Raw genomic sequence first — 13,379 nt, 5'->3', positions numbered from 1 at the left:
AATGCAGATTTGGGTGGACGCGGATGCTTGTCCGGTGGTGATTAAGGAAATTTTGTTTAAGGCGGCCGTGCGGGCAGAGTGTTCGACCACGCTCGTGGCCAACCATATGATGCGGCTACCGAAATCACCGTGGTTGCATTTTTTGCAGGTGCCGAAAGGGTTTGATGTGGCCGATAATGAAATCGTGCAACGGGTATCGCCCGGCGATTTGGTGGTGACGGCAGACATCCCGTTGGCGGCGGAAGTGATGGCGAAAGGCGCTCTGGCGTTGAACCCGCGCGGGGAGCTGTACCAAGACAGCACCATTCAACAGAAATTGGCCATGCGGAATTTTATGGAGTCCATGCGTTCCAGCGGTGTGGAGGTCGGTGGTGGCCCGCCGCCGTTAAACCAGAAAGACCGCCAAGCATTTGCCAACCACCTCGACCGTTTGCTGGCGGCCCATCGTAAGCGAACGGATTCTTCTGAAGATTAAGGTTGGTGCAAGAATAAATCCTGATTTCAGCCAGGCCTGGGCGTTTTTATAATTGGCCTGCCAGGACGTCGATGCGATCCAATAAGGCGTTTTTCATGCGATTGAGATGGTGCAACTCGGCAATGGCATCTTCCGGCTTATGGTGGCGTTTCAGTTCGATAATTAATTCGCCCAGGTGATGGACTTGACTGTGCAGCAAATGAATCGCTTCCAACTCCGCTTCATCTTGAATGATTTCCGATCCTTTGGTGGTGAGCCATTGACCGAACCTACAGCGCGTTAAATCCAACGGCGGGGGGGAGTCGACTTGATCATGCACGTATTTATGCAAGGTGTTGATCCAGGAACGGTGTTCCGTGGCGGCGGCAATCAGGGATAAATCCTGTTTGTCGAGTTTTTGGGTTTGGTGCCAGTGCGGTTCCGGTTGCCATTGCGCTATCCAGTCCGGGACTTCGGCGGGCGGCATGGGGCGGCTGATATGATAGCCTTGCGCCATATCGCACCCGAGCTTGAGCAGAAGCGTGGCCTGTTCGTCGGTTTCCACCCCTTCCGCAATGACGTCGAGATTGAAAGCGTCGCCCATGCCGATGATGCTTTCCATGATAGAAAGGCTTTGTGGCTCGGAGTGCAGGTCTTTGACGAAACTTTGGTCCACTTTCAGTTCGGTGACCGGCAGGTGTTTGAGGTAGGTCAGGGACGCGTAGCCGGTACCGAAGTCGTCGATGGAAAAGTTGACGCCCAGCGCGTGGCCGCATTCCGTCATGGTTTTGGATACGCTGAAAATGTCTTCCAGAGCCGAGGTTTCGAGGATTTCCAATGTCAGGTTTTTGGCTGGAATGTCCGGGTAGGCTCGTAAGACTCTACCGAGACGAGGAATAAAATCCGGTTCCTGCAACAGTTCCCCTTCAAGGTTAACACTGAGGTTGATGTCCAACCCAAGTGTTTTCCAATGTGTCATTTGTTTCATCGCCGCCTCGATGACCCAGAAGCCGACATCAATGCTAAGAGGATGGTCGCGCAATAACGGTAAAAAGGCCGCTGGCGACAGTAGGCCTTTTTGTGGGTGTTGCCAGCGTATCAGTGACTCAAACCCTAAAATATGACCTTCCCGTAAATGGATTTTGGGTTGGTAATAGAGGCGCAACTCGTCGTTTTCGATTCCATGTTCCAAGGCGATTAATTCCTGGGTTTGCTCCATGCTGCCGAGGGTTTTTTCGTCAAAGACATAGACTTGGTTTTTCCCTTTCATTTTGGCTTGGTACATGGCCTGGTCGGCCTGACGAATGATTTGGTCGGCATCGAGTTCGTTTTGCTGGTTGTAAAAACTGACACCGATACTGGCCGACACTTTGAGTTGGTTTTCTTCGTAAATCATGGGTTTATCGGCATTGTCAAGCAGGCACTTTAACAGGTTGTCGGTTTCGGCGGTGTCTTCAATATCCAGAATTACGGCGACAAATTCGTCTCCGCCGATTCGTGCGATGGTGTCTTCGTCCTGCAGACAATGTTTAAAACGTTTTGCAATGGTGATGAGCATTTCGTCACCGGCTTGATGGCCGTATAAATCGTTGATGGCTTTAAAGCCGTCCAGGTCGATAAACAGCACCGCCAGATTCAATTGATGGTGTTTGGAGTAGGTGATGGCTTGGTTCAATCGATCCGCCAGAAGCGTCCGATTCGGCAGTCCGGTTAAGGCATCGAAATGGGCGATGAATTCGAGTTGGGATTGCTGTTTTTTCTGGGTGGTGATGTCGGAAAACAGCGCGATGAATTCTTTCGGTGAACCGTTTTCGTCGAGGATGGAACTGACGGTCATTTTTTCCGGATAGAGTTCGCCGTTTTTGCGGCGGTTCCAAATTTCCCCGGACCAGGTGCCTTTGTCGAACAGCTCTTGCCAGAGTTCGGCGTAAAAGGTTTTATCGTGTTTTCCTGAGCTGAGAACCCGCGGGGTTTGGCCAAGGACTTCTTCCTTGCTGTAACCGGTGATGCGGGTGAAAGCATCGTTGATATTGAGAATGTAACCTTTTCGATCCGTAATCAGAATGGCTTCCTGTGAGTGACGGAAGACGTTGGCGGCCTGAATCAGGTCGTGTTCGGTTTGAATTTTATCGGTGATGTTTTCGATTAAGCCGTCAATCGAAATCAAGCGGTTGTGTTCGTCCAGCACGCTGTGCTGCATCACTTTAATGGTGCGTTCGTCACCTTGTGGCGTTTTAAAGTTTAACGTGAGGGTGTTTTCGTTTTCTTGTCGGTCGAGTAGTTTGTGAAGCGCTTTTTTCAAAGATGCTTGAGCCTCGTTTAACCAGTCAATGCTTGTTTCGATCTGGGCTTTGAGAAGGCTGGTTTTGGGTTGGCCAAAAATGTCTAGGGCGCTGTCGCTTAAATAGGTAAAGGTTTCCGTGCCCGGTTCCAGGCTGAAAACGCAGTAATCCCGGCCGATTTCGTCGACTAAGCGCTCGTATTGTTCCTGCTGGGATTCGATTTGTTGTTGGTCGCGTTTGCGTTGGATCATGCGCCAGAGTTCGTAGGCAATCAGCTCCACCGCTTCCAGGTCCATTTCGGAGTAGGGCGCCGGTTTGTCTGCCAGTCCGAGAATCATGACGATTTCCCGATTGTCCACGACCGGAATAATCAGCAGTTTGTTGGGGGAAAACCCATCCGTTTCGGGGTTGGGTTCGAGGTCGGTTTGGTTGATGATCATGGGTTTTCGATTTTGCAGGACGGTTTGGCAAAACGACTGCTCGGTTAGATTGATCCGGTTCAGTTGTTCGGCTGAAAAGCGTTGTTGGGCGTTCGACGACCAGAAAGACAGGGGCTGGTCCGGCGAAAATTCATCCATGATGCGAGCGAAGCTGAGTTGGCTGCCGGTCAGTTTTTCCGTCAAATTCAGTGCGTATCGAATCAGTGCGTTTTTAGACAGGTTGTCGACATGGGCGGGCAGTTTGAGTAAAACTTGGTCGCGTTGCGATTTGAAATCCAGTAAGGCTTCCTGCTGCTTGATTTGAGTGATATCGGTGTGGGTTCCAGAAACAATTAACGGCGTTTGGCGGTTATCCCATTTGATGACTTTGCCTTGTGACAGTATCCAAAGCCAATGGCCATCCCGGTGACGCATGCGGGTTTCCACTTGGTAGAACTCGGTTTCGCCGCTAAAGTGCGCGTGCAGGGCTTCTTGCAACGCTTTTTGGTCGTCGGGGTGGGTGAGTTTCTGACGATTTTCGAACGTGAATTCTTTATAGGTGTCGACGTCATAACCCATGGTTTTTGACCAAATGTCGGTATTGAAATGAACCTGATCGGTGCGAAGGTCCCATTCCCACGCGACTGAATGGGTTGCCTGTAAAACGTTGTTGAGTTTATTGGATTGTGCTTGAATCCGAGCCGCGCCTGCCGTGACTCGGCGGCTGAGTAGGCTGATGCGCAAAAACGCCGCAATTAACGCTAAAAACAGGATGAACGCCGCCAGGATTTCAAAGGCGTAGTTTTTCCATACCATTTCCCAGGTGAGTTCAGGGGGTGCGTTATAGGGCTCCAAGGCTAATTCGCGTAACAATTTTTCCACTGGCAGATAATCTGACGACGGGACAAAACCTGCGATTTTGACGGCCTGAGAGGTTGGTGAGTCGGGGGTCAAAGAGAACAGGGCCACGGAAAGTTTGCGAATCATGGCGTCATTCACATGGGCCAGTGCGACAAACGGCCACTCCGGGTACAAAGCGGTCGAAACCATGAACGGGAAATGGTCGAATTGTTTTGCGTTAAGAATTTTGATTTGATCTGGGGTAATTTTCCCACTCTCAATCATGCTTTCCAAAATGCCGGTACGGACAAAACCGGCATCTGCGTCGCCGTTTATGAGCGTTTCCACGACCTTGTCGTTTTGCCCGACACGCAAGAACTTCATTTTCCGAGCGGAAATCCCGTGTTGCAGGGCTTCGTAGATTGGGATTCGGTAAGCGCCGTCATTGTTGAAAGAAGGAATGGCAATGGTCCTTTTCGATAAGTCGGTGATGTTTTGAAGGTCATCTCTGTTCGACAAGGTAAAGATGACCCCGCCCAACTGCGCGGTTGGTTGATGATTATAGTTGGTTTGCAGGGTGGCAATGGCCCCGCTCAGGTGGTGCTGGTTGCGAACGATTTCATAGATGCTCGGGTTGATGAGTAAAAGGTCAAGCTTACCTTGCTTTAGGGCCTGCCGTAAATTGCGGTGGTTCAAAACCGACAATTGTATTTTGGTACCGTCCAGGTGGTCGTTTAGATAATCGGCGAGCGGCTGATATTGCTGATAGACTTTTTCCGGCGTCAAGTAGGCGTAAATTCCGAGTGTGAGGGTTTTTTGGGCATGACTGGAAAAGTAGGTCAGGCTCAGTACCGTGAACATCAACACTTGGAAAACAATGCGAGCTCGGTCGCGAACAGAACCTAATCGGATTTTAGTTGACAGTGCGACGAGCAGTGAGATCGGCATGAGTTTGGTTTTCGTATTGAAAGGGAATTAGTGGTTGATTTGCAAAAAATTTTATCACAGATGATAAGGCTTTCTAGGATTTAATTAGTCCGCTTCCTGGGACGAATGGGCTGAAGATACGCAGTTTCGTCCATTGGATTTAGCTCGATACAAGGCTTCATCAATCCGGTGAAGCAATTGTTGTAACGTTTCGCCGGGGATGAGTTCGGCCACTCCTAGGCTGATCGTGAGATGAGGTAATGATGTTTCCTGAATGCGTTCGACACTCTTACGTAGACGTTCGGCAATGTCGTAGGCTTGTCGGATTGGATGGTGTACTAAAACAATCATGAACTCTTCGCCCCCGACCCGGAAAAAGGCATCTGATTCACGCAGTTGCTCCGAGAGGGTGTCCACGACGGTTCGCAGGGCGAGGTCACCTGTTGGATGACCGTACACGTCGTTGACCTTTTTAAAATGGTCGATGTCGAACGAAATCAGGGAAAGGGGGTGTCGATGGCGTTTGGTCAATGCAATTTGTTGGTTCATGTAGTCGTTAAAGAAGCGCCGGTTGCCAATTTGAGTTAATTCGTCAACTCGCGACAGTTCTAATAGGCGCTGATTTAGCGTTTCCAGCTCGGTAATGTCGACTAAGATGACGACCGCTAAATTGCTGTTGGGTAAAAATGGATGGGCTTGCAGTTTGAAAATGTAAGATTCGCCTTTCAGATGACATTTGACTTTATGAACTTGATTTGGATTTTCCAGTAAATAATTCAGCCAAAGTTGGTCGCCCATGTACTTTTGTACAAAACCGTCCTCTTCAACAAAATAGTCGCAGATGCAACTACGTTTGTTGCTGTGGAAATCGTCGAAGTAATTGTAAAGTTGCTGATTGGCATCGATCAAACGTTCGCCATTGGAAACCAATACGATTTCTTCTTCGGAATTGATGATGCGTTGGAAATAATCCCGTTGTTTTTTAATGAGAAAAGTGACCAGGCCTGACAGTAATAGCAGTGTCAGGGTGATATTGGCGATTAAGGCGATGTTTTTTGTAGCTAAGAGTTCCGAAGTGGCATCTGTCTGAAGGGCGGCCTCAAGCGGATAAAAGGCCAGTAACGTGCCTTGCGGCGCTTTTTTTAGGTTTCGAAGCGGAATCGCGACCACCAGTTTATTCTCCCAAACGGTCGGCTGGGCGGTTTGACGCGTCCAGCGTTTTAAGTCTTCACCGGTGATTTGTTTCATCAGAGCGGGGTTGGGGTTCAGGTTGGCGATGTAGAAACCGTCTTTATGGTGTTTGCTAAAAGGGTGCTGCATGGTTTGCGCAAGCTTGGGCGGTACAATGGCCAGTGTTTGAATATTTTTTCCTTCAAAATAACGTTGAATCGAATTGAAGTGTGAAATCAAGAATAGAAAGCCGACGCGTTTTTTTTGATGGAAAATCGGTGTGATGATGCGAATGGTTAAATCGAACGCATCGGTGGCGATGTCTTTTCTCGGGGCTTGCAACCGTTGCAAGTCGGACATCGAAGTATCATTGGTCTCTTCTTTTGTCCAATTACGGTAAACGATGCCCCCTTTCGGGTTCAAAACCTGTACCCAAAGATTTTTATAGTTGGATTTTTGGGTGATCTGCGTAATCAGGTTGCTGAAGGCATGGTATTGAATACCGTTGTGTTCGGCCAGCAGGTGGCTGACGTCGTTGGCCAAGGTCAGAGCGATGGCTGTGGAGGCGGCTTGTTTTTCATTGATCTGGTGATATACGTCTTGAGATAGCGTTTGAGCGATGTTTTGATGGCGAAAGGTTTCAATCTGTTCATTGATTCGTTTGATCCAGTAGTAGCTGCTAACCTGAACTAAAACCACCAGACCCAACACTAAAAGCAGCAGTCGCTTATGACGTACAATCGAATCAAACAAAGGGGCATCCTTTCTCGCCTAAGAGTTTGACTGCATTTTATCAAAATAAACACACAACAAAACTCTTTCCTGACGGGTTTTAAAATTTAGGGCACCTTGATTAACCCTCCAATGAATTCTGGCAACGCCAAGTTTGTCAGATCAAGGCGTGAACGTGAAGGAATGTCTAGACCTTGCAAACGTGCCTTTATTTACTTGAATCTTTGAGTGGATTTAACGCTTTGATACTGTAAATGTCGTAGCGGGTATTGGGGCTTTGCACGCTGGCATTGGGTTCGGGGCCGTTCAACGGTGGTGCCCCTTTGGGGCGTTTGACGACCACACGCTTTTCGGCGGTGTGTAAGGCGGCCGCTAACAGAGCGTCACTGTCCATATCCGGCCCGACTAGCGCTTGTAGCGCCTGCATGTCTTTTTTGGCAGCGGCGGTTTTTTTCTTTTCCGGATACATCGGGTCGAGATACACCACCTCGACAGCGGGTGTTTCTGTGGTCAAATAAGCCGCCGCATCGGCGTTCACCAAGGTCATGCGTTCAACAATTTGGCGAATGTCGTCCGGCACGTCGGGTTGGCGGGCGCGCTCTAACGCGTCGGCCAGTAAGGCGGCGACGATGGGCGAACGTTCCACCAAGGTGACATGGCAACCCAGGCTGGCAAACACAAACGCATCGCCGCCCATACCGGCGGTGGCGTCCAGTATGCGGGGTTGATTTTGAATGGCCACGGCTTTTGCCAACGGCTGGCCTTTACCGCCGCCGAACTGGCGCCGATGGTTTTTCTTGCCGCCGACGAAATCCACGTAGACCGGGCCGCTGATGGGCGGAAACAGTGCCAGTTTCAGTGCTTGGGTTTCGGAGGTGGCTTTGGGGTCCGACCACCAGCCGAGCGCAAAATGGCTTTCGGTGTTCGAATCGGAGTTCAGGTCGGTGTTTAAAGGCAAATCCAGCCGTTCGGCGAGCGCCAGCGCCTTGTCGGGACAGGGTGAAGCCTTTATTGAAAGGGATGGGGTCATGGGGTTGGAATGGAATCGTGACGGGAAAAACGAGAAGCCGCAACTTCCCGTTTTCGCTGAGTTTGCTTAGGGCGTTTCGCCGAAACCAAAGGTTTCCGTGACGTAATCAATGTCCTTGTCGCCGCGACCGGACAAATTAATCAAAATGGTACTGCCCGGGTTTTCTTGACCGTGTTTCATGGCCCAGGCGACGGCATGGGCACTTTCCAGTGCCGGAATAATGCCTTCTGCGCTGGAGAGTTTGTAGAAGGCGTCCAGCGTTTCCTGATCGGTGACGCCGTGATAGTTTACGCGTCCTTCGGTTTTCAAATATGAGTGTTCCGGGCCCACTCCCGGGTAATCCAAGCCGGAGGCAATGGAGTGGACCGGGGCCGGGTTGCCTTCTTCGTCGGACAGCAACATGCATTTGAAGCCGTGAATCATGCCGGGTTTGCCATACGTCATGGTGGCGGAGTGTTCGCCGAGTTTGGTGCCTTTGCCCAGCGGTTCCACCCCGTTCAAGGTGACGGTTTCGTCTTCAATGAATCCGGCGAACATGCCCATGGCGTTGGAGCCGCCGCCGACACAGGCGCCGACTTGATCCGGCAATTCGCCGACCATTTCCAAATATTGTTCACGCGCTTCGTGCCCGACCACGGATTGAAAATCGCGCACCATCATCGGGAACGGATGCGGCCCCACCACGGAACCGATGGCGAATAAGGCGGTGTCGGCTTGCGGCACATAGGATTGGAAGGCGGAATCGACGGCTTCTTTCAAACTGCGTCCGCCAAACGAGACCGGCACGACCGTGGCGCCCAGCAGCTTCATGCGGGTGACGTTGGGGGCTTCTTTGGCGATGTCGATTTCGCCCATGTGAATTTCGCATTCCATCCCGAAATAAGCGGCGGCCGTGGCCAGCGCCACACCGTGTTGACCGGCACCGGTTTCGGCAATCAGCTTGGTTTTGCCCATGTGTTTGGCCAGCAAGGCTTCGGCCATGCAGTGATTCAGTTTGTGTGCGCCTGAGTGATTGAGGTCTTCGCGTTTCATGTAAATGTGCGCACCGACTTCGCGGCTCAGGTTGTGGGCGTAATACACCGGGGTGGGACGGCCTTGATAATGTTTGCGGATGTATTTCAGCTCATTCAAAAAATCCGCCGAGCGCCCGAGGGTGAGATACGCCTGATTGATTTCGGCGAAATGCGGTTCCAGTTCCGGCGGCAGAAAGGCGCCACCGAAGTCTCCAAAATAACCTTCGGCATTGGGGAAATTTTTCAAATAAGACATGTCGACTCCTGCGGGTGTTTTTATAGAGGGCTTTGCATGAGTGGGACACGAGGAAAAAATGAGATAAAATTTTTCTGAATTAGGCGAAAAACGACGCTAATAGCGGGCTATTAACGAGTTTTTCAACGACATTCAGGAAGATTCTAGCCATTTTTAGCCGTGAATCCATCTCGTGCAAAGTTCTCTTATAGTTTTGAATAAGCTGAACTTGTGTCTGCAAAGGCTATAAGGATACACTGGCGCGCGAAAGATGAAAATAGTTGAATAGTAAAAATAGCCAGGCCTGGTCAATTTTAAGGAAGCCATTGCGGTGTTGAAGTTGGAAGCGTTGTTAACCGAAATTCGCGGGTGCCGAATCTGTGAAGCCTATTTGGAACCGAATCCGGTGGTGCAAGCCGGGGAACACAGCCGAATTCTGGTGGTCGGTCAGGCACCGGGGCGAAAAGTGCATGAAAGCGGCCTGCCCTGGAACGATGCCAGCGGGGATTTGTTGCGCGAATGGCTGGGGGTGGACGACACGGTGTTTTATGACCCGGATTGGTTCGCGCAAATGCCGATGGGATTGTGCTATCCGGGCAAGGGGCGCAGTGGTGATTTGCCGCCGCGCAAGGAATGCGCACCTTTGTGGCACGCCGCCTTGAAAGCGCAAATGCCCCAGATTCAATTGACCTTGTTGATTGGGCAATATGCCCAAAAGCATTATCTGGGCCCGGCCTATAAAGGCTCGTTGACGGAAACGGTCCGCGCTTATCGTGAATTCTGGCCGGACATGATTCCTTTACCGCATCCGTCGCCGCTGAACCGTCATTGGCTGAAAAAGAACCCGTGGTTCGAGCGGGAGGTGGTGCTGGATTTACGCCGGCGGGTGGCCTCGATACTGGCGTCTTGAGATTACAGCACCGTTTGCGAAGTGGCTTTCATGGCTTTAGCGGTGAGGTCGGCGATCTGCGGGATTTTATCGCCGGTCAGATGTGCGACGCTGATGCGAATCGCTTTTGAGGTGCGAATGCGAAAGGCTTGGCCGGATTGCACCGCGATGCCTTCGGCGGAAAATACCTGTAATGCCTGCGCTTCGTCCTGCACTGGCACCCAGAAATGTAAGCCTTCCCGAACCGACAGCCGTATTTGATGGTTTTGCATGGCTTGCACAAACAACCGACGGCGGTTTTCATATTCCTGAGCCACCGCGTCGAAAGCGTTTTCGTCGATCATTTTTTGCCAAAGATGCGCCGTCAGCCGCTGTAATAACAAGCTCACCCAGCGGGGTCCGGCCAATTGGTGTTGCTTGAGTTCCGCCATCAAGCGCGGGTTGCCGGTGGCAATGCAGAGCCTTAAGTCGGGGCCGAGGGCCTTACTGACCGACATCAGGTAAAACCAATTTTGCGGTAAGTCGTCGGACAAGTTCGGCAGTGGCTGCTTGGACAGTGGTCCCCAGTAGTCGTCCATAATCAAAGTGATTTTCGGGTTGCTTTCCAGAAACTGTTTCCATTCTTCGAATCGCTGCGGCGACAGGCTGATGCCGGTGGGGTTGTGGGCGCGCAGGGTCAAAATGACACCGGCCACATCTTTGTGGGAGGACGCGTCGGGCACTTGCGCACCGTTTTCATCCAAATCCAATGGGATGGCTTTGAGGTGAAGGTTTTTCAGCAGTGCGATGACCGGTGGCCAACAGGGGTCTTCCACCCAGACACTGGCACCGGGGCGCACGCGTTGACGCAAAATGCGTTCCATGGCGTCAAGTGTGCCGGAAAAAAAGCCGATTTTGTCATGCGGAATTTGTTGGGCCGCTAGCCACTGTTTGGATAAAGCCAGTAAGGCCTCGTCGTCGCGGTTGGCTTCATAACCGATTTGATCGGTTTGTTGGTTGAACCAATCCGCATCCGGTTTCGGCAATAAGGCGACGTCGACATTGCCGCTGGCGAAATCTTCCAACCCGGTCGGAAAATTGACCGATAAATCCAGTTGCGCCGGTGGCGGTGCCACTTGAGAGCCTTTGCGGCCGTTGGTGACAATCATCCCGGCGGCGCGCAAGTTACGATAAGCGGTGGCGACGGTGCTGGGGTTGACCGACATACGAGTCGCCAGCTCCCGAACGGTGGGCAGTGGTGTGCCAGGTGGCAGGTCACCATTTTGGATTTGCGTTTCCAAATGATTGGCAATGCTTGCGGCGTTGAGGGTTTTTCTATATGATTCCATACAAATAGTTTATTGTATTAAAACAAAACTTTCAACTGTTGCGAGTCAGGTGTCCAGTTTTCACTGGGAAAGGAGTGGTTTCATGAAAAAAGTACTGGTTTTTCGCCATTTGGCCTTTGAATCTCTGGGCGTATTGGACTCCATTCTGCAAGCGCGGGGCATTGCGGTCCAATATGTGGATGTCGGTGTCGATGACTTTAACCCCGATTCGATGATGCAAGCGGATCTGTTGATTGTGCTTGGCGGTCCTATTGGGCTGGAAGATGTGACGACGTTTCCGTATTTGCAGAGCGAGTTGGACATCCTGTCCGATTGGATGGCACGGCAAAAACCGATTTTAGGCATTTGTTTGGGAGCGCAGTTGATGGCGTCGGTATTGGGTGCGAAGGTACGGCCGATGGGGCTGAAAGAAATTGGTTTGGCACCGATCGGTCTGACGGAAAGCGGGCAAGTGAGTTGTTTGTCGGAAATGGATTTGAACTGTCCGGTTCTGCATTGGCATGGCGACCAATTTGATATTCCCGAAGGGAGCGAGCGACTGGCGTTTTCCGAGGCTTGCCCGAATCAGGGCTTTTCGGTTGGCGATTGGGCGTTGGGTTTACAATTCCACTTGGAAGCGGATTTGGCGCGAATCGAGCAGTGGTTGATCGGGCATTTCAGTGAGTTGAAGCAAGCCGGTATCGATATTCCGGCCCTTCGCACCGAAGCGAAATATCATCGGCAAGCTCTGGCCCGGCAGGCCGAAAATGTCTTTCAGGCCTGGTTGAAAAAGGTGGGGTTATGATTGTTGGTAAAGTGGAAGCGGTTTTAGTGGGGCACGTCTCGGCATTGGGTGAGACGGCGGAAAGTGGTATGGATAAGCACCCTGTATCCGGTGCGGTGCTGGCCGAACCCTTGGGGTTGGTCGGGGATCAACAAGCGGACTTGCGGGTGCATGGCGGCCCGGATAAAGCGGTGCATGTTTATCCGGCGGCGCATTATGCTTTCTGGCAAATTCAGGTGAATTCGCCGCTTTTAGCCAGGCCTGGTGCGTTTGGAGAGAACCTGTCGGTGTCAGGCCTGGTGGAATCGGATGTTTGCTTGGGCGATATCTGGCAAATCGGTTCGGCCCGTTTTGCCGTGTCGCAAGGCCGTCAGCCTTGCTGGAAGCTGAATCTGCGCTTTGGCGTGGCGAATATGGCGCAGCAGGTGCAGAACAGTCTGAAGGTCGGTTGGTATTTGCGGGTGTTGGAGCCGGGGCAAGTGCAGGCCGGAGATGACATTGAGTTGTTGGAGCGGCCGTATCCCGACTGGACCATCGAACGCATCATGGGAGTGTTTTATCGCGATGGATTGAACCCCCGCGAACTGGAAGCCTTATTGGCGTTGCCGTTGCCGGCCTCCTGGCATAACACTATGCAAAAACGGTTGGTGTCCGGCGAGTTGGAAAACTGGCAACCGCGGTTATTCGGCCACTGAAATCAATTTAATAATTAGTCCAATAGATTGTCTTGCGGTGGCGGCGTGGCCTGGCGTTGCGATTTTTCATAGTCGTTCAATACCTTTTGCGCGATTTCACGCCCCCAGGCCTGGCCGGCTTGCATCGATTCCCGTGCGATTTTCGGCTGTACTCTCAAGAGCTTTTGGCCGGTGGGGGTTTCGTAAAACGCATTGATTTTTTGAACGTCTTGTTCGTTCAGGTATTTTTGGTAAATCGGAATCACTAGGGCATTGATTTGCTCCGGGTTGACCTCTTTCATAAAGCTATCCCAGAAATCATCCGGTGCATCCGGCACCAATTTCTTCAACATCGGAATCATTTGCTGGACGATCTGGCGGGACATTTGTGTCGAGCCGGTGGTTTCCATCAATTGTTTGACGCTGTCGGCGGAGGCGGGTTCGGCCCAGGCGGATGGCAGGTGCAAGGAAAGCGCTAAAAACGGCAAAGCAAGCAATTTTTTCATGGTTTGAATCCCGATTGGAAGTGAAGCGTTATCTTAAAGGGTGCGTCGCCGTCTGGCAAGATAAGCGGTTTTGAGAAAATTAATCTGGCTTATGGGGTAATCATTTTTTTATTTACA

The 13,379-nt window shown here is 51.4% G+C and carries 10 protein-coding genes; 4 read left to right on the top strand and 6 right to left on the bottom strand.

Going from position 1 to position 13,379, the window contains the following annotated elements:
* The first annotated feature begins 1 nt into the window (after position 1).
* Positions 2–475: a YaiI/YqxD family protein gene (locus tag AC0KH7_RS10605; protein ID WP_472373238.1), complete on the top strand. Its 474-nt coding sequence runs from the start codon at positions 2–4 to the stop codon at positions 473–475.
* 46 nt (positions 476–521) lie between these two features.
* Here the strand turns inward: AC0KH7_RS10605 and AC0KH7_RS10600 are convergent, their stop codons facing one another.
* The 4 genes from AC0KH7_RS10600 to trpB all read right to left on the bottom strand — a co-directional run bounded on the left by AC0KH7_RS10600 (position 522) and on the right by trpB (position 9,123).
* On the bottom strand, positions 522–4,943 hold the full coding sequence (locus AC0KH7_RS10600) for an EAL domain-containing protein (protein ID WP_472373237.1): 4,422 nt from the start codon (positions 4,941–4,943) through the stop codon (positions 522–524).
* 84 nt (positions 4,944–5,027) lie between these two features.
* Positions 5,028–6,845, bottom strand: a complete 1,818-nt coding sequence (locus AC0KH7_RS10595) for a GGDEF domain-containing protein (RefSeq protein WP_472373235.1) — start codon at positions 6,843–6,845, stop codon at positions 5,028–5,030.
* Positions 6,846–7,032: 187 nt separating this feature from the next.
* Positions 7,033–7,854: a class I SAM-dependent methyltransferase gene (locus AC0KH7_RS10590; RefSeq protein WP_472373233.1), complete on the bottom strand. Its 822-nt coding sequence runs from the start codon at positions 7,852–7,854 to the stop codon at positions 7,033–7,035.
* A 66-nt stretch (positions 7,855–7,920) separates the two neighbouring features.
* Positions 7,921–9,123, bottom strand: a complete 1,203-nt coding sequence (gene trpB, locus AC0KH7_RS10585; protein WP_472373231.1) for a tryptophan synthase subunit beta — start codon at positions 9,121–9,123, stop codon at positions 7,921–7,923.
* A 310-nt stretch (positions 9,124–9,433) separates the two neighbouring features.
* Between trpB and AC0KH7_RS10580 the strand changes: the two genes are divergently transcribed.
* Entirely contained in the window at positions 9,434–10,012 is a 579-nt protein-coding gene (locus tag AC0KH7_RS10580; protein WP_472373229.1) for a uracil-DNA glycosylase family protein, read from the top strand.
* Between the two features lie 2 nt (positions 10,013–10,014).
* On the opposite strand, the gene AC0KH7_RS10575 is transcribed toward AC0KH7_RS10580, so the two are convergent.
* Positions 10,015–11,319 (bottom strand): aminotransferase class I/II-fold pyridoxal phosphate-dependent enzyme, encoded by a 1,305-nt coding sequence (locus tag AC0KH7_RS10575; RefSeq protein ID WP_472373228.1) that lies wholly within the window; start codon positions 11,317–11,319, stop codon positions 10,015–10,017.
* Between the two features lie 82 nt (positions 11,320–11,401).
* On the opposite strand from AC0KH7_RS10575, the gene AC0KH7_RS10570 reads away from it, so the two are divergent.
* Complete coding sequence (locus AC0KH7_RS10570) at positions 11,402–12,103, top strand: glutamine amidotransferase (protein WP_472373227.1); 702 nt, start codon at positions 11,402–11,404, stop codon at positions 12,101–12,103.
* Positions 12,100–12,777: an MOSC domain-containing protein gene (locus tag AC0KH7_RS10565; RefSeq protein WP_472373225.1), complete on the top strand. Its 678-nt coding sequence runs from the start codon at positions 12,100–12,102 to the stop codon at positions 12,775–12,777. The genes AC0KH7_RS10570 and AC0KH7_RS10565 overlap by 4 nt, the downstream gene beginning before the upstream one ends.
* Positions 12,778–12,791: 14 nt before the next feature.
* Here AC0KH7_RS10565 and AC0KH7_RS10560 read toward each other — a convergent pair whose 3' ends face one another.
* A complete protein-coding gene (locus AC0KH7_RS10560; RefSeq protein WP_472373223.1) occupies positions 12,792–13,262 on the bottom strand; it encodes a DUF2059 domain-containing protein in 471 nt (156 codons plus the stop codon).
* Between the last annotated feature and the right edge of the window lie 117 nt (positions 13,263–13,379).

Source organism: Hydrogenovibrio sp., from assembly GCF_965140365.1.
GTDB lineage: Bacteria > Pseudomonadota > Gammaproteobacteria > Thiomicrospirales > Thiomicrospiraceae > Hydrogenovibrio.
This window is presented reverse-complemented; position numbering and strand designations above follow the sequence as displayed.